Source organism: Bradyrhizobium sp. (genome assembly GCF_049581145.1).
Taxonomy (GTDB): domain Bacteria; phylum Pseudomonadota; class Alphaproteobacteria; order Rhizobiales; family Xanthobacteraceae; genus Bradyrhizobium.
Genome location: NZ_JBAURI010000916.1, coordinates 1 through 22,520 on the forward strand (window position 1 = coordinate 1; position 22,520 = coordinate 22,520).

Consider the following 22,520-nt stretch of genomic DNA (forward strand, 5'->3'; position numbering starts at 1 on the left):
CGACGCTGACCTGCGGCATGATCGGCCGCTCGCCAGATCATGTCGCATCCACGCTGGCTGGCTTTCGGATCGGGCTCGCGGCGTTTCGCGACTACGATCCGGCCCGCGCGGCGGCGCTGGAGTCGTACTTCCAGTACGCCCGGGACAACGACCTGTTCCTGTCCTACGTCATCATCAATCCGCAATCCGACAAGGCCAGATCGGCGGGCAACCAGCCCGATCCGCATCTGGTTGCCTCAATCGTCGACGAGGACTCTGGCGGGATCACGATTCGCGGCGCGAAGATGCTGGCGACCTCCGGCATCCTGGCCAACGAGCTGCTGGTGTCGGGCTTCCAGGCCCTGCAGGCCGGCGACGAGGCCTATGCCTTCACCGCGATCGTGCCGCTCGGCGTCAGGGGACTGACCTTGATGTCGCGGCGCAGCTACGAGCAGAACGCGACCTCGGCGTTCGACTACCCGCTGTCGTCACGCTTCGACGAGAATGACGCGGTGGTCCACTTCGACGACGTCAAGATTCCCTGGGACCGCGTCTTCGTCTTCAGGGATCTGAAGATGGCGCAGGCGCAATGGCACGATACCAGGGCGCATGTGCTGCAGAACTACCAGTGCATGGTCCGCCTGATGGTCAAGCTCAGGTTCATGCTGGGGCTGGGACGCAAGATCGCCGAAACCAACAACATCATCAACTATCCGCAGGTGCGCGAGACGCTCGGCCTGATGGCCGCGAAGGTCAGCAACATCGAGGCGCTGGTGATCGCGATGGAGCTCAAGGGCGAGACCTTTCAGGGCTATTACGTTCCGGATCGGTCGCTGCTCTGCACCGCCCAGGTCATCGCCCAGACCACCTATCCAGAAATCACCGAAGCGATCCGCTCGCTGTCCGGTGGCGGGATGATCATGGTGCCGTCGTCCCATGCGGATTTTGCGACGCCGGAAACCAACGCCATCATTCACAAGACGCAGCGCTCCACGGTCGCAACCTCGGAGCAGCGCGTGAAGCTGATGAAGCTGGCCTGGGATGCGGTCGGCTCCGAATTCGGCTCGCGCCATCTGCAATATGAGATGTTCTACTCCGGCGCACCCTTGGTGACGCGCGGCAATTCGTTTCGATTCTTCGATTGGGACGGCGTCAAGGGCGCGGTCGACCAGTTCATGGGCACCTATGGCCTGCCCGCAACCCCGCTGAAATATCCCGATGCCGCCGAGTAGATCCGAGACCACCACACTGGACGAGATCAGGCGGCAGGCATTCGTCGATCATGGCTTGCAGTCGCTGCGGCTCGCGCAGGACGGTCCGCTCGCCGACCTCACATTCGCCGCCAAGGACCTGATCGATATCGCCGGCACCAAGTCGGCATGGGGCAATCCGGACCGGCTGCGCGATGCGACAGAGGCGATCGCGACCGCGCCGGCGGCGCTGGTGCCGCTGATGGCCGGTGCCTTGCTGGTCGGAAAGACCCAGACCGACGAGGTGGCCTGCGGTATGTTCGGGATGAATCCGCATTTCGGCACCCCGATCAATCCCAGGGCGCCGCAACGCGTGCCCGGCGGATCGTCGAGCGGCTCGGCCTCGGCGGTGGCGGCCAAGCTCTGCGACTTCGCACTCGGCACCGATACCGGCGGATCGGTCCGCGTGCCCGCGAGCTTTTGCGGGATCTACGGCCTGCGCACCACGTTCGGCCGGCTGTCGGTCGCGGGCATCATGGCGATGGCGCCGAGCTTCGACACCGTCGGCTGGCTGGCACGCGACGCGGCGACCATGAAGCGCGTCGGCGAAATCTATTTCGGCCCGATCAACGAATTCAGCCCGGCGCGATTGCTGCTCGCGCGCGACGCGTTCGACATCCCGGAGCGCCGGATCGGCGAAGCCTTGCTGCCGGTCGCTCGATCACTCGGCAATGCGATCGAGGTGACCTTGTTCAAGGAAGGTGTCGAGCACTGGCTGGACACCTTCAGGCCGCTGCAGCTGCAGGATCTGTGGGCGACGCTTGGCGCCTGGGGCAAGACGCCCGGACGCAGGCTCAGCCCGGCGGTCGCCGAGCGGATCGAGCTCGCCTCGCAGGTCGATCCGGCGAGGTTTGCGGCAGCCGTTGTCCGCCGCGAAACCCTGACCGATCGTCTGGTGCAATCGCTCGGCAGCGACGGCGTGCTGATACTTCCGACCGCGCATGATCTGCCGCCGTTTCGCGACGCGCCGGTGTCCGCGCAAGTGGAGTTCCGCGAGCGGACGCTCGCCCTCACCTGCGTGGCATCGCTGTGCCGGTTGCCGCAGATCAACATTCCGGCCGTCGTCGTCGACGGCTGCCCTGTCGGCCTGTCGCTGATCGCCGGCCCCCGGGGCGATCAAAGGCTATTGGATCTCGCGACCCGAATCGGACATGCGCTGCCCGCGGCCGCGCTCGCACCATGACGGCGCGCGATTTCGTCGGCTATGGCCGGAGACAGCCGGACCCGCGCTGGCCGAACGGCGCGCGGCTGGCACTCGTGGTCGTTCTCAATGTCGAGGAAGGCGCCGAACCCTCGATCCCTGACGGGGACGCGGCGACCGAAACCGCGCTGACCGACGGCATCCCGCACGAAGTGCCCGCGGGCAGTCGCGATTTCGTCAGCGAATCCCTGTTCGAATATGGCTCGCGCATCGGCTTCTGGCGCATCATCAACCTGATGACCGAATGCGGCATCCCCGTCACCATCAACGCCTGCGCGCAGGCGCTTGTGCGCAATCCGCAGATCGCCGACACCATCAGGGAATTCGAGTTCGATCTCTGCTGCCATGGCGATCGCTTCATCCGGCATTATCTGCTGAGCACGGAGGACGAGCGCAGCGCGATCACGCGCGCCGTCACGCTCATCGAACAGGCGACCGGACGCCGTCCGCTGGGCTGGCAAAGCCGGTACTCGCCGAGCGCGAACACAAGGGCGCTGCTCGTCGAACATGGCGGCTTCCTCTACGATTCCGACAGCTATGCCGACGACTGGCCCTATTGGGTCAGGGTCGGCGACAAGCCGCATCTGATCGTTCCGCACAGCTTCACCAACAACGACAATCGGCTCGCCACCGCGAAGCTCGGAACCGCGAATGATTTCTACGACCATCTGTCCGCCGCGCTGCGCGTGCTCTACGCGGAAGGCGCTCACAGCCCGCGGATGATGACGGTCAGCCTGCACAGCCGGATTTCCGGCCAGCCGGCGCGGTTCGAGGCGATCGCGCGATTTCTCGAATTCGCGGGCCAGCACGACGACATCTGGTTTGCCAGCCGCTCCGAGATCGCCCGGCACTGGATCGACCACCATCCTGCGGAGCGATATCTATGACCGCCGGCGAACGCCTCCTGATCGCCGGAGGACTTGTGGTCGATCCGGTCTCGGGACAGGCCGAGCGCAAGGACCTCCTGATCGATCAGGGACAGATCGCAGGCATCGGCACACCCGGCTCGCTGGCGGCGGACTCTGCCACGCAGCACGATGCCAGTGATCGCCTGATCATTCCCGGCCTCGTCAACGCCCATACCCATGGCCATGCCAACCTGATGAAGGGCGTTGCCGAAGCCTGGACGCTGGAAGCCTCCCTCACCAACGGCCCCTGGCTTGCAAGCACGCGCGATCCCGCAACCATCTATCTGTCCACGTTGCTCGGCGCCGTCGACATGCTGTCGAAGGGCTGCACCGCCTGTTTCGACCTGGTCTACGAATTTCCGCGCCCGACCAAGGAGGGTTTTGCCGCTGCCGCCCGCGCCTACGCGGACGCCGGCATGCGCGCCGTGCTGGCGCCGATGGTCGCCGATCAAAGCCTGTTTCAATCGATTCCGGGATTGGCCGACGCGCTGCCGCCCGAGCTGGCGCAATCGGTCGGCAAATTCGAGCTGGCGAGTTCCGAGCGCACCATCGCGGCGATCGAGACGATCATCGCGGCGCGCGCAGACCTGCCCGAGACCGTCACGCTCGCGATCGCCCCGACCATTCCGCACCACTGCTCGGAGCGTTTCCTGCGCGACTGCATGGAGATCGCGGACCGTCATGGGCTTCCGATCCACATGCACATCGCCGAATCGCGGCTGCAGGCCGTGGTCGCGCGACAGCTCTATGGCCGCTCCGCCATCCGCCATCTCGCCGATATCGGGCTATTGCGGCCGCGCTTTACCGCGGCCCACAGCGTCTGGATCGACGCCGCTGACCTCGATCTGCTCGCCGAACATGGCTGCTCCATCGCCCATATCCCCGCCAGCAATTTCAGGCTGGGATCCGGCACAGCCCACGTGCGGCCGATGCTGGAGCGCGGCATCAATGTCGCCCTGGCGACGGACGGCGCCAATTCATCGGATTCGCTCAGCATGCTGCAGGCGATGCGGCTCGCATCGTTCGGCGCGCGGACATTTGCCGGCTCCCGCGACCAATGGCTGCGGGCGCCGGAAATCATCCGGCTTGCGACCCAGGGCGGCGCAAAGCTGTTGGGCCTCGACCTCTGCGGCCGCATCGCGCCGGGGACGCACGCTGACCTTGCGATGCTCGATCTCGGCCATGTCGATTTCATTCCCGACACCGATCCGGTCAACCAGCTCGTGACCTGCGCCGATTCCGCGTCCGTGACCGACGTGATGGTGGGAGGCCAGTTCAAGGTTCTGAACCGCAAGCTGGTGTCCGTCGACACGTCCGGCCTGCGTCGAGGCGTCAAGGACGCCGTGACACGGCTGTCGGCGACCACGCGTGAGGCGCGGGCGCTGGCCGCCCGGCTCGAACCGCATGTCGTGTCGTTTGCCGAGGCGATGACGCGGCAGCCACTTGCGATCGAACGCACCATCAGACCGGAGCTCGCATAGTCCCATGCTCGCCACAACGGACACGGATTCCGATCTCAGGCAGTTGGAGCGGCGGGTTCGCTTTGAGCTGGACTGCCTGGGCTATCCGACGCGGCCCTGGGTCGTTCCGCGCAGCCGGAACGGCACGGCCGTTCACGACGTCATCATCGTCGGCGGCGGGCAGAGCGGCATCGCCATCGCCTTCCGGCTGCTGCGCGAGCGGATCAGCAATGTCCGCGTACTCGACCGCAATCCGCCGGATCTTGCCGGGCCGTGGCGGCGCTTCGCGCGCATGCATACGCTGCGCACACCGAAGAACGTGACCGGGCCGGATCTCGGCATCCCGAGCCTGTCGGCCCGCGCCTGGTGGCAGGCGCGCTTTGGCGAATCGTCATGGCAGCAACTCGGCAAGATCCCGCGCGAGCGTTGGCACGACTATCTGTTGTGGGTGAAAAACACCATCGGTATCGCAAGCTCGGAGGCCGAGGTCACCGATATCGAGCCGCTGGATGACGGCCTGCTCGCCGTCCACGCTACAAAGGGCGACGGCACCGCTGAGCGCTATCTCACCCGCAACGTGGTGCTGGCGACGGGGATCGAAGGCTCCGGCCACTGGTTCGTCCCCAGCATGATCGCGGACGCCTTGCCGCGACACGCTTACGCCCACACCGCGGACGCGATCGACTTCACCGCGCTCAGGGGCAAGACGGTTGCCGTGATCGGCGCCGGCGCGTCCGCGTTCGACAATGCCGCGATGGCGCTGGAAAGCGGCGCGGCGTCGGTCGATCTGCTGGCGCGCAGGCGACAGCTTCCGACCATCAATCCAAACCGCTGGATGGAGTTCGCCGGCTTTCTGCGTCATTTCGGCGATCTCGACGACGCGCGCAAGTGGCGCTTCATGCAGCTCATTTTCGAGATGAACCAGCCCCCGCCGCAGGACACCTTCGATCGCTGCAGCCGGCATGCAAATTTCCTCATGCGGCTCGGCTGTCCGCTGCAAGGCGTCGATTTCGTCGATGGCAGGATTCTGTTGACGCATCCGCAGGGGCCAGGTGCGTTCGATTTCCTGATCGCGGGCACCGGTTTTGCGGTCGACCTCGCGACGCGGCCGGAACTGGCGCGCTTCCACGACAGGATCGCGCGCTGGTCCGATCTCTATCAGCCGCCGGCCGGCGAGCAACATGCCGCGCTGGGCGCCTATCCGTACCTGTCTCCCAGCTTCCAGTTCACGGCAAAGGCGCCGGGATCGGCGCCCTATCTCGCGAATATCTTCAGCTACACCTTCGCGGCGATGCCGAGCCTTGCCTGCTCCGCCGGCATTTCCGCGCTGAAATTCGGCGTCGAGCGGATCGTCACCGGCATCAGCCGCGGATTGTTCGTCGAAGACGCCGATGTCCATCTGCAATCGCTGCGCGATTATGCCGAGCGGGAGCTTGACGTCACGGCCTTGACGACCCGGGGGAACTGACCAACCATGGTGACCGTCGACAATCGCGCCACGCGCGTCCGCGAATCCGCGCTCAAGATCGAGAGTCCGTTTCGCCTCGACGAGACATTGTGCCTGTACAGTCCGCAGGACAATGTCGACTCGCTCAGGCATCCGCGTATCGCCGAATGGCTCGAATTCATCCAGAACGACTACGAGCCAGAACTTCCCCAGGCGGACCGCCGCATCCTCTTGTTCATGCCGTGCACCAAGACCAAACCCTATCCGTTCTCCTCCGAGCATATGGCGATCAATCAGCGGCTGCTCGACGAGGGTTTTCGGCCATCTGATCGGCTGTATCTGCCTCAGGAATTGATGGCGCGGCTGGAGCCGCGGTTCTCGCCGGAGGTTCTGAACCTGTCGCCACTGGTCGACGGCCGCGGCACCGTGGTGCACCGGATGGTGATTTCGGAGCCGATGGCGGTCGTCCCCTATGAGCATATCGTCGAGTATCGCGGCAAGCCGTCGCCTGCGGTCGCCTATGACGATCCCGGGCTGTTCGAGCACCGGGGCAATGCGGTGTCGCCCTGGCGAACAGACTCGACCGCGGTCCGCATGTCGGCGACACGCTGGAAATGGGGCGATCAAGAGCGCCGGCACTATGTCGCGATGCATAATGAGATGGCGAAAATCCTCGCGCGCGTGGTCTCCCGGATCGGACGGAACTATACCGATATCGTGTCCTGGGTCGCGCCGGGCCTCACCCATCGCAGCTTCGTGCTGGCGCGCAACGAACGCGCTTCGCACCACGTCGCGACCTCGAAGAAGGTGGGCGGCAGGCGGATCGAGTTGATCGGCGCCAACGATCATCTCGCCGCGGAAGCGCGGATCGCGTGCCTGCCGCTGTCTGAAGACTGCAGCACGGCGATTCAGCGTCTCGCGCATCGGCTCAACATCGACATTCCCCGGGCGACCGCGATCTATGCGCGCGGCGGCGCCAATGCCACCCCGCTCGCGCTGCCGGAATTGCTGGACGTGCTGATCAAACGTCTGGCCGGCAACGTCGCGGCACTCGAACGAACGAGGACTCATGACCGCGTTGCCATTGAAAATAGCCCTTAGCGATTCCGATCGGACCCGGCCGATCGCAAGCGGTGAAGTAGCAATCTCGGGCATCGAAGCCCAGGTGACGCTGATGGGCGTGCAGGCGCTGTTCAACCAGCAATTGACCCATCACACCTTCGACTGCTGCGAATTTCCGCTGGCGTCCTATCTGCGCTCGATGGAGCGACCGGACCGGCCCTATGTCGCGGTGCCGATCTTCCCGTCGCGGCATTTCCGGTTGTCCAGCGTCTTCGTCAATGCCAAAGCCGGCATCAAGCAGCCCGCCGACCTCGCCGGCAGGCGGATCGGCGTCCCGGTGTTCGACATGGCCGCCGCGGTCTGGCTGCGCGGCATCTTCCAGGATCATTTTGGCCTCGCGCGCACGGCGCCGATCTATGTCGCGGGAGGGCTGGAGACGGCCCGGGCCGGCGACGAACATCCGCAATTCTATCCCGATCGGTTCCGGCACGAGGAGCGCACCGACAACAGCCTCGCGGTGCTGCTGGCCGCGGGCGAGATCGACGCGCTCTATACCGCGCGGGCGCCGAGCACCTGGTCTTCGGCTTCCGTGACGCGCCTGTTCGACGATCCGATGCAAGCCGAGCTCGATTATTTTTCCAGGACCGGGATTTTTCCCGCCATGCACGTGATCGCGGTCAAGCGACCGCTGGCCGAGGCCAATCCCGGCTTGATGCAGGCGATCTTCGAGGCTTTCGCGCAGGCCCAGCGCATCGCCCACGCCCGGCTGTTCGATGCCGCCGCCTTGTGCACCATGCTGCCGTGGCAGCTCGAGAGCCTGCTCTTCACCGAGCAGCGGCTCGGCAAGGATTACTGGCCGGTCGGCCTCGCCAAAAATCGCGTCATGCTGGAAGTGATCATCCGCTACATGGTCGAGGACGGCCTGATCGCGACCGGGTTCAGGCCTGACGATCTGTTTCCCGACGCCGACATGCGGAACACGTGAAGCGGGCCTCGCGCGACAGGCCCATCCAGGTACAGTGATTGCTTCTCGTTGATAGCAATCGATGGAGATCGATGTGAACGCCATTCCTGTGATCGACGTGGCTCCCCTCATCACCGGCACCGCCGACGAGGCGCGCGCGGTCGCAGCCAGCCTGGGCCGCGCCTGCCGGGAGGTGGGTTTCTTCTATGTCACCGGCCACGGCGTCCCGCCTGCGCTACGGGCTCGCGTGTTCGAACAGTCCGCGGCATTTTTTGGCGGCCCGGCAGCGATCCGCGAGGCCGCCTCGTTCAGTGGCCCTGGCGGTAACCGCGGCTACATCCGGCTCGGCGGCGAGGCGCTCGACCCGGACAAGCCCGCCGACGTCAAGGAAGCCTTCAATATCGGACTGGAGCTCGATCCGGAGGATCCAGAACTCAAGGCTCGTGCGCCGTTCCGGGCCGCCAATCTGTGGCCGGACATGCCGGGCTTTCGCGCCACGATGCTGGACTATTTCAACCAGGTCTGGCGACTGGGACGCGACCTGCACCGGGGATTTGCGCTGGACCTCGGCCTCGCACCCGATTTCTTCGAGAGCCGGCTCGACAAGCCGATCGCCACCCTGCGCCTGCTGCATTATCCCCCGGTCACCACGCCGCTGTCGGACGGACAATTGGGCGCCGGCATACATACCGACTATGGCAACGTCACGCTGCTCGCGACCGATGCGGTCGGCGGCCTGATGGTGCAGGATCGCTCCGGCCGCTGGCTCGACGCGCCCGTGATACAAGATGCCTTCGTCTGCAACATCGGCGATTGCCTGATGCGCTGGTCCAACGACGTCTATGTCTCGACCCCGCACAAGGTCGTCAGTCCTCCCGGCAAGGATCGTTATTCGGTCGCGTTCTTTCTCGATCCCAACCCGGACGCGATCGTCGCCTGCCTGCCAAGCTGCACCAGCGCCGAGCGGCCGGCAAAATACGCCCCGATCACCGGTGCCGAATTCCTGCGCTCACGCCTGGAGCCGACCTACGCGGCCAAGACGATGTGATGGCCGAGCTGGCCTAACAAGCCCGAGGATCGTGGTTTCGACGCCGCGGCTTTCTTGGGATTCGTCATGCGCTTCGCTCGGAGCAGACGCCGGATCAGCTTGCACTCCGCGCGAACGCGGAGAACCGCTGGATGCTGAAGGCAGGTGAAGCGGAAGCTGCAGGATCTAACGCAAGGTCGGCGAGCATGCTGCCGATGGCTGTCGCGAATTTCGCGCCGTGACCGGAGCAGGGCGAGGCGACGATGATCCGAGGGTCGCCGGGCAACCGGTCGATGATGAATTCATTGCCGTCATCCACGACCACATCGGCTTGGAGCGTATTCGTATAGAGACAGACGTCGCGATCCGTGATCGGTCCGGCCGCCCCGGGGACGAACTGTTCGAGCGTCGTTCGAACCACACTCAGTTCCTCAGGCGTCGGGAGCGGACTCCAATCGTCGGGACCAGCATCGGGCCCGAGGTCATGCTGCGCGGCTTTCACGCCGCGACCTTCGAAATCGGGAAAGCCATAGACGAGCCCGCGCTTGCCGTTATCTAAAATGAAGATCGGAAATTCGCCATACCTGACAGCGGAAGGACGGGACGGCTTGAACCAGCCGACGGCTTGGCGGGTAACCCTGAGGTGTGGCCCGATCTCCGGCAGGAGTTTTGAAATCCAAGGGCCGGCAGCGAGAATCAACTGTTTGGCCATGACATCGCCGTGAGAGGTCGAGACTAGGATGCCTGTCGGCGTCGACGTGAACCGGGCTGACGCGGGAACGATGCGCTCCTCCAATCCCAGCCGGAATGCGCGCATCGCTTCTTCGGCCAACAGGATTCCGCCGCTCTGCTGAACCGCCACGCTCCAGTCGCCGGGAAGGTTGAAGGCGGGATACGCCGCATTGGCCTCGGCGCCGGAAGACGGTCCCTCTATCGGTCCCTTTCGAGCCGCCGCAGCCCGGGAAGCTGCGACCAGTTTCGAATCCTTCGGTCCGGCCTCGAGCACCGCGCTCGGTTTGAGGATCACTCGCTCCGTGACCGCTTCCAGTTCCCGCCATCCCTCGAAGGCTCGCTCGCTGAGGTCCGTGTAAGCGTCGCTTTCGTAATTGAAGCGGCGGTAGACCCGGCATGACCCGTGCGACGACCCTCGTGGTTCACCGAGATGCATCGGGTCGAATCCGAGCACGTCCGCGCCGCAAGTGGCGAGCGAACGCAGGGCCGCACTTCCCATCAGGCCCAGACCCACGATCGCTATTTCGCATGAGCGCATGACATCACTCCTCACGGAACATGGTCGCCTTCGGGCCGCAGGATCGAGCTGCAATCGAAGGCATAGCTGTCGTGCCGGCTGAAATCGCTCCCACAATATTTCGAATGCAGAGCAGCGTCCAACAACCGCGATGCATGTTCGTCCACCACCTCGTGCAATGCGCACGCACGCTTTGTCCCAGGCGGCCGGGAATGCGGCTTGCAGGAAGGCGTTCAGGCGTCGTCGAAGGCGGCAGCGGTTCGCTGATTTCCGCCAAAAGGCGTGGAGGCCCCGGAGAAATTGAAGCTGACATCCCATTCTGTCGGGACTTCAGGGCTTGGAGCGGGCGAAGGGAATCGAACCCTCGTATGCAGCTTGGGAAGCTGCCGTTCTACCATTGAACTACGCCCGCAATTTCAATAACTTAGCTTGTGCTCGACGACCCGCTTGGTGGCCTCTTTCCCACCTTGGGTGCTCTCTTATAGCCGTCTGCCTGTCGGCAATCCAGTCGGGCGATCTGAAGTTCTCATCATATCAGCCTCAATCCCCGAACCTCGGCGAACGCGCGCCCAATACCTTTTGATTGCACGGTGGGGCACGGCGCAGATGCGCGCTGCCCCAAGCCCACGAATTCGAATCCGGATTTCAAACGGCAGATACGGTTTCACGGTCTCGCGGCGCTGGTCGCCCGAGCTTTGCTTGGGAAGTCTTGCGCCTCGAGATCGAGGGCGCAGGGAATGCCGGGTGCACGCTGCACCCGCGGTCTCGTGTGCAATAAAGACAAAAGCAAAAGCGCACATCCCGCAAGAGCAAGGACTATGACCGGACGCGATCGTTTGTACAACGCGGCGAGGAAGTTGTCGTTCTTCCTGGTGGTGGTGATAAACGCGCTCAGGACAAGCGGCGAAAAGTTGGCGAGTCCTTGGTTGCCCGTCAATTGAAATGGATCGTGGGTCGCGCATCAATTTGAAATTTGGTCGAGCGTTGGCACGATTCTGCAGATCACCTCGCGCGACCGCGCTATCCGCCAAGCGCCTTGATAATTGACAGCCGGCCGGCTCCGAGGCAACATGGCGGCACGGTTGATACGACCGGCCGGTTGCACCCCTTGGGGACGGTGAACGTATCGAGCCTTTTCAAGGCCTGCCTTTGCCCGAGCGACCGGGTCAGCAACGCAACCACCTGACACGCCTGGTTCGCTCTGAAGCAGAGGACGAAACACATGCGCTCTTTTCGCGATGCAAAGACCATGGCGCAGACCCTGCGCGATTCCCTCACCGGCAAGGCGGTCACCATCAGCCACAGCGAGAGCCTGGAGCTGGTGTCGAAAATGCTCGGCGCGGCCGACTGGAACACGCTATCGGCCCTGATCCAGGCCAGCCGGCAGGAGCCGGCGGCATCGGCTGCACAGCAGACCGAACGCCTGCCGAGTTATCCGGCCATGCCGTTGCGGGATCTCGTTCCCTTCCCGACGGCGATCTACCCGCTGTTCGTCGGACGGCAGAAAACCATGCAAGCCCTCGACCAGGCCTTCCACCGTCAGCGCGAGATGGTGCTGGCGGTGCAGAAGGACTCGGCCGTGGACGAGCCGGGGCTTGACGATATCTATGACGTCGGTGTGCTGGCGGGCCTGATCGAGCTTTACCCCCAGTCCGATGGCACCCTGAAAGTACTGACGCAGATCTACCGTCGCGTCATGATCCGCCGCTTCCTGGCCGAGACGGGGACTTATGTGGCTGACATCACCGACCTCAGCGAGGGGCCGATCCCCGCGGCGCCAGAACTGATCGAGCAGGCTGTCGCGCGCTTCAAGATCTACGCCAAGGCCTGGGCAATTCAGCTGCCGCAGACCCACCCACCGCTCGAACAGATCCGCGATCCTGGCCGGGTCGCGGATATCATCTGCGCCCAGGTCAAGCTGCCGATCAGAGACAAGCAGGGCTTGCTGGCGACGCTTGATCCGGTGGCGCGCCTGGAACGGGTGCACGCACTGATGCAGATGACTTCCTAAGGCGGTGACCGCGCTGATCCAAAAGATCTAAGCCAATTGTGCGAACACAGGGCCGCGCGTGGTCGCGCAGCCCTGTCTATTCTTTCCAGCGCCCTGCCCCTTCAACCGAAACCCAAGATTCCAGATGCTTCCGATTGTGACAGTGTTATGATGATCCTGGTTGGGGTGGCGTCATGATTGGGCGGGGTTACGCGATCTTCGATACGGCGGTCGGCCGTTGCGGCATTGTCTGGGGCCACGCCGGCATTTTATCGGTGCAATTGCCGCAGGCTCGCGAGATCGACACGCGACGGCGGTTGTTCCACTTCCATCCCGAAGCGCGCGAACTGGCGCCGACGCACAACGTCACGATCGCAACCCACGGCATTGCAGCGCTGCTGCGCGGTGGCCCGGCTGATTTCACCGACGTCACGCTCGACATGGAAGGAATCCCTCCGTTCAACCGGCGCGCTTACGAGTTCGTCCGCACCATTCCGCGCGGTGAGACCCGCAGCTATGACGAGGTGGCCACGCAGTTGCGGATTCCCGGCGCGGCGCATGCGATCGCCGAGGTGGTGGCGAAGAACCCGTTCCTGATCATCGTGCCCTGCCATCGCGTGCTGCCAACCAGCGGCCATACCGACCAGATCGCGCCGAACGGCGGCACCATCTCCAAGCGCCACTTGCTGTCGATCGAGGGCGCGCAGCGTGGCACGGCCAAATCCCTGTTCGACGTGCTGCTGCCGGTTGCTCCGCACCGTCCGCATCCCTAAATCTGCGGCCATGAGCTCGACCTCCCTGTTGCAGCGCCCGTCCATCAGCGTGTCCGACTTCCGCTGCACCGCGGTGCCCGGCGATCGGCCGTTCGTCGAGCAGCACGGCTGCCACTCGATCTCCTATGTGCGCAAGGGCAGTTTCGGCTATCACAGCCGCGGCCGGTCGCACGAACTGGTGGTCGGCTCGTTTTTGATCGGCTGTCCCGGCACCGAATTCATCTGCACCCACGACCATGTCTGCGGCGACGAGTGCCTGTCGTTCTTCCTGGCGCCGGACCTGGTGGAGACGATCGGCGGACGAAGCGAGTCGTCGCAGGAGACCTGGCAGGCGATTTGGCAGGTCGGCGCCACGCCGCCGCTGTCGGAATTGATGGTGCTCGGCGAACTCGCGCAGGCCGCGGCCGAGGGACGCAGCGATGTCGGCCTCGATGAAGTCGGCCATCTCCTGGCCAGCCGCCTCGGCGAGGTCGTCTCTGGAAAGCCGGGCAGGCCGGCCAAGGTCACGGCGCGCGACCGCCGCCGCGCGGTGGAAACGGCGCTGTGGATCGACGCGCATGCGAGCCAGCCGATCGAGCTCGAGGACAGCGCGCGGCAGGCCGGCGTCAGCCCGTTCCATTTCCTGCGGCTGTTTTCCAGCGTGCTCGGCGTCACCCCGCATCAATATCTGGTGCGCGCGCGGCTTCGCCATGCCGCGCGGCTTTTGTCCGACGACGACAGAGGCGTGACCGAGATCGCCTACGACGTCGGCTTCAACGATCTCTCCAATTTTGTCCGCACCTTTCATCGCGCGGCCGGCGTCTCGCCGTTGAAATTCCGGCAGGCCGCGCGCGGCCGGCGCAGGATTTTCCAGAAGATTTTCGGGACAGGACTCTCCAAGCAAGATTCTCCAAGAACGCCGCGCCGGCATTGAGTAGGTGATCTCCTCCTCGCGCGGCCCGCGCGCGCATGCATTGGAGATCATCATGTACGACCATATCGGCATCAAAGTCGGCAATCTCGACGCCAGCGTGCGGTTCTATTCCGCGGCGCTGGCGCCGCTCGGTCATGTGCTGTGCTCGAAGGACGAGACCGGCGCCGGGTTCGGCCCGAAGGGGGAACCCGCGCTATGGCTCTATCTGCACAAGGGCCTGAACAATACCGGCGCGCATCTTGCATTCCGCGCGCCCGATCATGCCGCGATCGCAAAATTTCACAGCGAGGGCCTCAAGGCCGGCGGCCGCGACAACGGCCCAGCCGGCCCGCGCGTCGATTACGGCCCGACCTACTACGCTGCGTTCCTGCTCGATCCCGACGGCAACAATGTCGAGGCGGTGTGTCCGTGATGTAGTCGCCTTTCCTCTCCGTCGTCGTTCCGGGACGCGCAGAGCGCGGGCCGGAAATCCATGACCACGGACTTCAGTTGGACATCCCAGGATAGGGATCAAATCCCGTTCCGGTTCGGTTGCTTGATCAGCCTTAGGAAACGACTGGCCACCGCGGCGATGGATTCCGGGCTCCGCTTCGCCCCGGAATGACGACATCACAATTGAACGATCAATCGGCTTGAACAACATCAGGACCACGCACATGGCCTCCATCCACAAGGACATTCCCATCAACGCACCGGCGCACGAAGTGTGGGATGCGGTGCGCGATTTCGGCGCGGTGCATACCCGGCTGGCGCCGGGTTTCGTGCTCGACACCAGGCTGGACGGCGAGGCACGCATCGTGACGTTTGCCAACGGCAATGTGGCGCGCGAGCTGCTGGTCGGTTGTGACGATGCCAGGCTGCGGCTTGCCTATGCGATCCGGAGCGAGCGCCTGACGCAGCACAGCGCCTCGATCCAGGTATTCGCCGACGGCGAGGCGCGCTGCCGGGTGGCCTGGATCACCGACGTGCTGCCGCACGACATCGCGCCCTACATCAGCTCGCAGATGGATCTCGGGGTAACGGCCATGCAGAAGGCGCTCGGCAAAGCCGCAGTGTGATCTTTCTCACAGATACCGCCTCGCGCCGCCCTCTAGGCTTCCGCTCGTGCGTCCCGATGGCACGCGTCCGCGGAGCCACGTACGCGAGGAGTAAGACATGAAGGGTGCAGACAAGGTGATCTGCCAGGCCGCCGCGGTGCTGCTGCTGTTCACGCTGGCATCGACCCCCGCGAAGGCCCAGCTCGCGGGCTTCGGCGGCCGAGGCGGCGGCGAGGACATGATGACGCAGATGGCGCCAATGCTGGAAATGATGAAGGCCAGGATGGGCAAACGCCGCTTTGCCATGCTGATGCAGACCATGGGCCCGATGATGAGCCGCATGATGGAAGGCGGCGGCATGGGCGGAATGGGCGGCGGCATTCCGGGTCTTCCCGGTGGCCTCGGCGCCATGATCCCCGGCGGCATGCCGGACGGCATGCCGATGAACCCGGCGATGATCGGCGGCGGCGACTATATGGGCATGCTCGGCGGCGATGGTGGCGACGTCATCGGCATGATCGGGCCGTTGATGCGGATGGCCAATTCCGGCGGCGGCGGATACGGCCACCGGCGGCGGCATCACCGGTAATCGGCGGCCTTTCCGTCAAGCGACAGCGGCGAGACCGACAAGGCCGCCGGCAGCGCCGGCACCTTGGAGTAACTGGCGGGCATGGCTGCGGCCCGGATCGGCAGGACGCCGGCGCGCGTCGGTCCCCAGCGCGTCAGGATCACGCTCAGGCAGGAGAGCACGCCGAGCACCACCATCGAGACCGCAGCAAGCGTGAAGAAATTCGCCGCCGTCGCGTCACGCGTCGACAGCCACGAGCCGCCGCAACCGATGAACACCAGCCGCGCGGTCTGCGCCAGCACGGGACCTAACATTTTCGCCGCACCCTGCGAGGAGAAATACATTGCCGTCGCCAGGCCAACGAAGGCGTACATCGGCGCCGCCGTCGATAGATAGTGCCGGCTCGCCGCCCGCACGCCGGCATCATCGGTGAAGATGTTGACCCAGAGCTCGGGAAACATCGCGATGATCGACGCGAGCGCCCCGACCGAGACGAACGAGACCAGCGCCGCGGTCCAGGCGATCCGCCGGGCGCGCGCCACCCGCTCCGCGCCGATCGCCATGCCGATCATCGGCACCGAACCGATGCCGATGGCGAACGCCACCGACGTCAGCATGAATTCGAGCCGCGCGCCGATGCCATAGCCGGCGAGCACCGCGGTGCCGAAGCCGGCCAGCATGTGGGTGAAGATCGAGATCGTCAGCACCGACTGCAGGGGCGACAGACAGGCAACCGCGCCGACCTTCAGGATGTCGAAGAACATCGCGACCTGAATGCGCAGGCCCCTCACCTTGGGGACGACGCGAGCGCGCCCGGAGAACAGATACCAGCCCATCACGGAGATGCTGATCAGATAGGCGGTGAGCGAGCCGGCGGCGACGCCGCGCATGCCGAATTGCGGGATCGGGCCGAGACCAAGGCCGAGCGTACCGCCCAGAATGATCTGGCAGACCGAGGCATTGAGCAGCATCAGCGAGGGCAATTTCATATTGCCGGTACCGCGCAAAATCCCGGCCATCGAATTCATCAGCCAGGGCAGCACGGCGCCGCCGAAGAAGATCCGGGTGTAGCCGATGGCCTGCGCCAGCACATGGCCGCGGCCGCCGAGTATCTCCAAGAGATGCGGGCCGAACGTCAGCATGCCCAGCATGAAGGCCACGCCGAAGGAGATGCTGATCAAAAGCGCATGCGAGGCCAGCACCGACGCGCGCTCGGTGTCACCGGCGCCGAGTGCCCGCGCAACGGCCGACGCCACGCCGCCGCCCATCGCGCCGCCCGACATCGTCATGGTCAGGATCACGAACGGAAACACCAGCGCCATCGCGGCCAGCGAATCCACGCCCAGCCGGCCGATATAGGAGGTCTCGGCGATCACCACGCAGGTGCCGGCGCTGAGCGCGATCACATTCGGCCAGGCCAGCCACAACAGCGTGCGCAGGATCGGGCCGTCGAGCAGCGCGTTCATCAGCGGCGGCTCCGACAGCGGAAGCTCATCCGCGTCGACAGGGATTTCGGCGACGCCGATATCGGACATTTCTACTCCCGGCGCATGGATCGCCTGCAAAACTCGGCGGCCGGATCAAGCGCGAAAATGTTTTTTTGAATGTGCCGGGATTCCTAGCACGATCGAACGCGATTCCGCCTGCGCCAGGCGCAATGGCGCTCTGCGGGAATGCCTGCCTGCGTCACCTCCACGAGCCGCATTACCGCGCGATCAATCAAGCCGGCGCTGCGGTAGGCTTGTCGACTCATTCGTTGTCCGAAAGTCAAGTTTGGGCTAGCGTGCTAGCGGTACCGACATGAAACTGCGACTGATCATTGCAGCACATTTGGTCGCGAACAATAAAAACGGAGAAACGCCCGTGATATCGCTGAATGCCGCATCCATCCTGCCGGATGACGGCACCGCAGGGAGCTTGGTCGGCCGGGTCTGGTTGCCTTCCGAGCGAGGTCCGTCAGTCGTGGCCGTCCGCGAAGGTGGCGTCTATGACGTGACGGCAGACTTCCCGACGATCAGCGCCTTGACCGAGGAGACCGACCCGGCGTCGGCGCTGCGCACGTGCAAGGGAACGCGGATCGGCGAGCTTGACGAGCTGGCTTGCAATACTCCACCCGACAGCCGTGATCCCGGCAAGCCCTGGCTTCTCGCTCCGGTCGATCTGCAGGTGCTCAAGGCCGCCGGCGTCACTTTCGCGATTTCCCTGCTGGAGCGCGTGATTGAAGAGAGAGCGCAGGGCAACCCGGCTGCCGCGGCCGCGATCCGTGCGGAGGTGGCACGGCTGGTTGGCGATGATCTGTCCAAGCTCAAGCCGGGATCCCCGCAAGCGATGAGCTTGAAGGAAACTCTGATCGAGCAGCGGGCTTGGAGCCAGTATCTCGAAGTTGGTATTGGTCCCGATGCCGAGGTCTTTACCAAGGCGCCGGTGCTGTCTTCCGTCGGCACCGGCATGGATGCCGGACTGCACCCGAAATCGACCTGGAACAACCCGGAGCCTGAAGTGGTGCTCGTCGTCTCGAGCCGCGGCAAGATCGTTGGCGCGACACTCGGCAACGATGTCAATTTGCGTGATTTCGAAGGCCGCTCGGCCTTGCTGCTGTCAAAAGCCAAGGACAATAACGCGTCTTGCGCGATCGGACCGTTGCTTCGCCTGTTCGACCAGAGCTTTACCCTCGACGACGTTCGCAACATGGACCTGAACATGACTGTCACAGGCGCCGACGGCTTTGTGCTGGAGGGCCATTCATCGATCAGCAAAATCAGTCGCGACCCCCTGGACCTGGTGGCGCAGACGATCGGGGCCGTTCATCAATACCCCGATGGGTTTGCGTTGTTCCTGGGCACGATGTTTGCGCCCATTAAAGATCGCGATGTCGCGGGCCAGGGTTTCACGCACAAGCATGACGATATCGTCACCATCGAAGCGCCACAGCTTGGCAAGCTGATCAACCGCATGCGCCCGAGCGACGAATGCGAGCATTGGAGCTTCGGACTGACCGCGCTTATGAAAAACCTGGCTGCGCGAAATCATCTCTGAGCCATTCAGAGCAAGAAGTCCCACAGCGCCGAACCGGGACCTGATAGCCATGGGCTCAATTGCCTCTGCGGGCCCGCCATGCCCGGATCTAGGACGACGCTGACCCTACACCCGAAAGTGCTTCGACAATTTCAGGCCCTGCGCCTGGTAGTTGGAGCCGATGCGCTGGCCGTATAGCGCGTGCGGCCGCGCCAGCATCTTTTCATAGACCAGCCGGCCGACGATCTGGCCGTGCTCGAGAATGAACGGCACTTCGCGCGAGCGCACTTCCAGCACGGCGCGCGACCCCTCCCCGCCGGCGCCCGCATAGCCGAAGCCGGGATCGAAGAAGCCGGCGTAATGCACCCGGAATTCGCCGACCAGCGGATCGAACGGCACCATCTCGGCGGCGTAGTCGGGCGGCACCTGCACGGCCTCTTTCGAGGCCAGGATGTAGAACTCACCGGGATCGAGGATCAGGCTGCCGTCGCCGCGCGCCGGAATAGCCTCCCAGAAATCGTCCACCGCATAGCCGGCGCGGCGATCGACATCGACCACGCCGGTATGCCGCTTGGCGCGGTAGCCGACAAAACCGCCCGAGCGCTCGCCGGAGAGATCGACCGACAGCGCCACGCCGCCGGCGAGATCGGCGTCGTCGATATCGACCAGCCGCTCGGCGGCATGCAGCGCATCGAGCTCATCGCTATCGAGTACGGCCTCGCCGGTCCGGAAGCGGACCTGCGACAGCCGCGAGCCCTCGCGCAGCAGCACCGGAAACGTCTTCGGTGAGATCTCGGCATAGAGCGGGCCGTGATAGCCGGCGCCGATCATGTCGAAGCGCCTCGTGCCGTCGGCGATGACACGGGTGAACACGTCGAGCCGGCCGGTCGAGCTTTTCGGATTGGCGGCGGCGACGATCTCCCGCGGCAATGCGAGGCTTTCCAAGAGCGGCACGATGTAGACGCAGTTGGTCTCGAGCACCGCGCCGTCGGCGAGGTTGATTTCGTGCAGCTTCAACTCATCGATGCGCTCGGCCACCGTCGCGCCCGGCCCGGGCAGGAAGCTGGCGCGCACCCGGTAGGCGATATCGCCGAGCCTGAGATCGAGGCTCGCCGGCTGGATCTGGCTTTCGACAAACGGATAGTCCGGCAGGATCAGGCCGGAATCCGCCATCGCCGCGATCATGCGGTCGGGCAGGATGCCGTTGGCGCCGGTGGCAAGCGTGAATGACACGTCGTGATCCCCGAGGGCGTCTCCGCTTCGGAAACTGAAGATAAGGTGTTTTACGGGTTATCCGATGCCCATCTTGACGGAAAGGGCGGTCCGGAATAAGAGCATCACTTATCCCGTGGTGATTTGAGCCGGCCGGCTTGCAGCCACGTTAAATAAATCGCTAAACAGGCCGGGGACCTCTGTGATCCCGGCCTGAAGGAAGATTTCCGAGGCCGGTTTTTTTGTGGCCATTTTCATGGTCACGATGGAGGTCAGATGTCCAATCCGAAGTCCCACGCCCCCGCGTCCACCGCCCATTATCGTCCCGAGACCCGGCTGGTCCATTCCGGCACCATCCGCTCGGAGTTCGGCGAGACCTCCGAGGCGCTGTTCCTGACCCAGGGCTTTGTCTACGACAGCGCCGAACAATGCGAGGCGCGCTTCAAGGGCGAGGACGACGGCTACATCTATTCGCGCTTCTCCAATCCGACGATTGCGATGTTCGAGCGCCGCATGATCGAGCTCGAAGGCGCGGAAGCCGGACGTTCCACCGCAACCGGCATGGCGGCGGTGACCACCGCCGTGCTGGCGCCGTTGAACGCCGGCGATCACGTGGTGGCGTCGAAGGCGATGTTCGGATCGTGCCGCTATGTGGTGGAGGATCTACTGCCGCGCTACGGCATCCAGTCCACGCTGGTCGACGGCCTCGACCTCGACCAGTGGCAGCGCGCGATGCAGCCCAACACCAGAAGCTGCTTCCTGGAGAGCCCGACCAATCCGACGCTCGATGTGCTCGATATTCCCGCGATCGCCGAGATCGCTCATGCCGCAGGCGCGCGGCTGATCGTCGACAATGTATTCGCGACCCCGATCTGGCAAAGCCCGCTTACGCTCGGCGCCGACGTCGTGGTGTATTCCGCGACCAAGCATATCGACGGCCAGGGCCGCTGCCTCGGCGGCATGATCCTGGCCTCGGAGGCCTTCATTGCCGAGCACATCCATACCTTCATGCGCCAGACCGGGCCGTCGATGTCGCCGTTCAACGCCTGGGTGCTGCTGAAGGGGCTGGAGACGCTCGCCGTCCGGGTCCGCGCCCAGACCGAGACGGCGGCCAAGGTCGCCGATGCGCTGGCCCGGCATCCGAAGATCTCGCGGCTGCTGTATCCGGGCCGCGAGGATCATCCGCAGGCCGCGACCGCAAAGAAGCAGATGCGCGCCGGCTCCACGCTGGTCGGCTTCGAGGTCAAGGGCGGCAAGCAGGCGGCGTTCCGCTGCCTCAACGCGCTGAGACTGTCGCGCATCTCCAACAATCTCGGCGACGCCAAGAGCCTCGTCACCCATCCCGCGACCACCACCCACCAGCGGCTGGCGCCGGAGGCGCGCGCCGAGCTCGGCATCAGCGAAGGTTTCATCCGCTTCTCCGCCGGCCTCGAGCACGCCGACGATCTGATCGAGGATCTCGAGGCGGCACTGCAGAAGGCGTGAGAGGAGCCACACGCTCGCTGTCGTCCCCGCGAAGGCAGGGACCTATGACCGCAGGGCTTTGTTGCCGCCTCAGGTGTCGCCCAGCCTGCTCAAAAACACAGGCCTGTGGTTATGGGTCCCGGCTCGCGCTTGGCTTGGCCGGGACGACGATAAGTCATAGTTGCTCTCACATCGGCTTGTAGGTCTGCACCGCGGACGGCACGTTGACACCGAGCTTGACCTGGCCGACCGACCTGATGATGTCGTCGCCGAGCAGTTGCGCGAAGCAGGCATAACCCCAGTCGTTCATGTGCAAGCCATCGGAGATCACGAAACTGTCGATCGGCAGCGCCTGTTTCTCATGCCAGTCCCGCATCACTGCAAAGCGCGGGAAAATCCCGACGTGGCGGAGCGCTGCGACCCGCGACAGCAGCCGCACGATCTTGTTGGCGCTGTCCGGCCGCTCGGTGACGCGCGGCGAATACTGCGGATCGACCAGCACCACGTCGGCGCCCCCGCCCTGAATGCGCGCGACCCCTTCTTCCACCATGTTGGCGGTTTCCGTCGGATCGAGACCGCGCAGCACCGCATTGGTGCCGACCTGCCAGATCACGAGGTCGGGGTGACGGTCGATCACCGAGGTCTGCAGCCGCTTCATCATTTCCGGCGCATCCTCGCCGCCATGGCCGCTGTTGACGACGGTGATGTCGGTGGTCGGATATTGCCGGCGCAACTGCGCCGCGAGCCGGTTCGGATAGGTGAATTCAGGGCCGCTCGAGCCGTAACCCTGGGTCGATGATGAGCCGAAGGCAATGATCACGATCGGCTGGCCTGCGGCCAGCTTCGCCGCGACACGCGGCAGCGATCCCATTGGCGGGACGCCGTCCTTCGGCGGCAGGCAAGGCACCCGGTTGAAGACATCGCCAGCCGACTTCGCGACCTCTTTCACCTTGTCGATCGCGCGCGTCGCGAGACTCTTCGGCTGCGGCGACGGATTGGTT

At 64.6% G+C, this 22,520-nt stretch carries 20 protein-coding genes, 1 tRNA gene and 1 riboswitch; of the genes, 16 read left to right on the forward strand and 5 right to left on the reverse strand.

Annotated features, from left to right (window positions below):
* From WCB02_RS30055 to WCB02_RS30090, 8 genes are all read left to right on the forward strand, one after another.
* A partial coding sequence (locus WCB02_RS30055) for a 4-hydroxyphenylacetate 3-hydroxylase family protein (protein WP_423963671.1) occupies positions 1–1,211 on the forward strand: 1,211 nt, incomplete at its 5' end.
* Positions 1,198–2,412, forward strand: coding sequence for an amidase (locus tag WCB02_RS30060; RefSeq protein WP_423963674.1), 1,215 nt, complete (start codon positions 1,198–1,200; stop codon positions 2,410–2,412). The genes WCB02_RS30055 and WCB02_RS30060, both read left to right, overlap by 14 nt.
* A complete protein-coding gene (locus WCB02_RS30065) occupies positions 2,409–3,317 on the forward strand; it encodes a polysaccharide deacetylase family protein (RefSeq protein WP_423963676.1) in 909 nt (302 codons plus the stop codon). Before WCB02_RS30060 ends, WCB02_RS30065 begins: the two co-directional genes overlap by 4 nt.
* The gene (locus tag WCB02_RS30070; RefSeq protein ID WP_423963678.1) at positions 3,314–4,819 is read left to right on the forward strand and encodes an amidohydrolase family protein; all 1,506 of its coding nucleotides are present in this window, start codon (positions 3,314–3,316) and stop codon (positions 4,817–4,819) included. Before WCB02_RS30065 ends, WCB02_RS30070 begins: the two co-directional genes overlap by 4 nt.
* A gap of 4 nt (positions 4,820–4,823) precedes the next feature.
* On the forward strand, positions 4,824–6,266 hold the full coding sequence (locus WCB02_RS30075) for a SidA/IucD/PvdA family monooxygenase (RefSeq protein ID WP_423963681.1): 1,443 nt from the start codon (positions 4,824–4,826) through the stop codon (positions 6,264–6,266).
* A 6-nt stretch (positions 6,267–6,272) separates the two neighbouring features.
* Positions 6,273–7,346: a hypothetical protein gene (locus WCB02_RS30080; protein ID WP_423963683.1), complete on the forward strand. Its 1,074-nt coding sequence runs from the start codon at positions 6,273–6,275 to the stop codon at positions 7,344–7,346.
* Entirely contained in the window at positions 7,315–8,292 is a 978-nt protein-coding gene (locus WCB02_RS30085) for an ABC transporter substrate-binding protein (RefSeq protein ID WP_423963685.1), read from the forward strand. Before WCB02_RS30080 ends, WCB02_RS30085 begins: the two co-directional genes overlap by 32 nt.
* A gap of 73 nt (positions 8,293–8,365) precedes the next feature.
* Positions 8,366–9,319: an isopenicillin N synthase family dioxygenase gene (locus WCB02_RS30090; RefSeq protein WP_423963687.1), complete on the forward strand. Its 954-nt coding sequence runs from the start codon at positions 8,366–8,368 to the stop codon at positions 9,317–9,319.
* A 94-nt stretch (positions 9,320–9,413) separates the two neighbouring features.
* Here the strand turns inward: WCB02_RS30090 and solA are convergent, their stop codons facing one another.
* Entirely contained in the window at positions 9,414–10,865 is a 1,452-nt protein-coding gene (gene solA, locus WCB02_RS30095; RefSeq protein WP_423963689.1) for an N-methyl-L-tryptophan oxidase, read from the reverse strand.
* Between the two features lie 20 nt (positions 10,866–10,885).
* Positions 10,886–10,959 (reverse strand) — tRNA-Gly (locus tag WCB02_RS30100).
* An 810-nt stretch (positions 10,960–11,769) separates the two neighbouring features.
* Here WCB02_RS30100 and WCB02_RS30105 point away from each other — a divergent pair.
* From WCB02_RS30105 to WCB02_RS30130, 6 genes are all read left to right on the forward strand, one after another.
* The gene (locus WCB02_RS30105; RefSeq protein WP_423963692.1) at positions 11,770–12,558 is read left to right on the forward strand and encodes an LON peptidase substrate-binding domain-containing protein; all 789 of its coding nucleotides are present in this window, start codon (positions 11,770–11,772) and stop codon (positions 12,556–12,558) included.
* 173 nt (positions 12,559–12,731) lie between these two features.
* On the forward strand, positions 12,732–13,310 hold the full coding sequence (locus WCB02_RS30110; protein ID WP_423963694.1) for a methylated-DNA--[protein]-cysteine S-methyltransferase: 579 nt from the start codon (positions 12,732–12,734) through the stop codon (positions 13,308–13,310).
* 10 nt (positions 13,311–13,320) lie between these two features.
* Entirely contained in the window at positions 13,321–14,223 is a 903-nt protein-coding gene (locus WCB02_RS30115) for a helix-turn-helix domain-containing protein (RefSeq protein WP_423963696.1), read from the forward strand.
* A gap of 52 nt (positions 14,224–14,275) precedes the next feature.
* Complete coding sequence (locus WCB02_RS30120; RefSeq protein WP_423963698.1) at positions 14,276–14,635, forward strand: VOC family protein; 360 nt, start codon at positions 14,276–14,278, stop codon at positions 14,633–14,635.
* 244 nt (positions 14,636–14,879) lie between these two features.
* Positions 14,880–15,281, forward strand: a complete 402-nt coding sequence (locus WCB02_RS30125) for an SRPBCC family protein (protein WP_423963715.1) — start codon at positions 14,880–14,882, stop codon at positions 15,279–15,281.
* A 97-nt stretch (positions 15,282–15,378) separates the two neighbouring features.
* Positions 15,379–15,849, forward strand: coding sequence for a hypothetical protein (locus WCB02_RS30130; protein ID WP_423963701.1), 471 nt, complete (start codon positions 15,379–15,381; stop codon positions 15,847–15,849).
* On the opposite strand, the gene WCB02_RS30135 is transcribed toward WCB02_RS30130, so the two are convergent.
* Positions 15,840–17,363, reverse strand: coding sequence for an MATE family efflux transporter (locus tag WCB02_RS30135; RefSeq protein WP_423963703.1), 1,524 nt, complete (start codon positions 17,361–17,363; stop codon positions 15,840–15,842). The two genes, WCB02_RS30130 and WCB02_RS30135, sit on opposite strands and share 10 nt — an antisense overlap.
* Before the next feature lie 265 nt (positions 17,364–17,628).
* Here WCB02_RS30135 and WCB02_RS30140 point away from each other — a divergent pair, with 265 nt between their 5' ends.
* The gene (locus WCB02_RS30140; protein ID WP_423963705.1) at positions 17,629–18,864 is read left to right on the forward strand and encodes a fumarylacetoacetate hydrolase family protein; all 1,236 of its coding nucleotides are present in this window, start codon (positions 17,629–17,631) and stop codon (positions 18,862–18,864) included.
* Positions 18,865–18,969: 105 nt separating this feature from the next.
* Here the strand turns inward: WCB02_RS30140 and WCB02_RS30145 are convergent, their stop codons facing one another.
* A complete protein-coding gene (locus tag WCB02_RS30145) occupies positions 18,970–20,076 on the reverse strand; it encodes a 2'-deoxycytidine 5'-triphosphate deaminase (RefSeq protein WP_423963707.1) in 1,107 nt (368 codons plus the stop codon).
* Between the two features lie 105 nt (positions 20,077–20,181).
* A riboswitch (SAM riboswitch) is annotated at positions 20,182–20,261 on the forward strand.
* 70 nt (positions 20,262–20,331) lie between these two features.
* On the opposite strand from WCB02_RS30145, the gene WCB02_RS30150 reads away from it, so the two are divergent.
* Complete coding sequence (locus WCB02_RS30150) at positions 20,332–21,540, forward strand: O-succinylhomoserine sulfhydrylase (protein WP_423963709.1); 1,209 nt, start codon at positions 20,332–20,334, stop codon at positions 21,538–21,540.
* A gap of 166 nt (positions 21,541–21,706) precedes the next feature.
* On the opposite strand, the gene WCB02_RS30155 is transcribed toward WCB02_RS30150, so the two are convergent.
* The coding region (locus WCB02_RS30155; protein WP_423963712.1) for an SGNH/GDSL hydrolase family protein at positions 21,707–22,520 on the reverse strand (814 nt) is incomplete at its 5' end.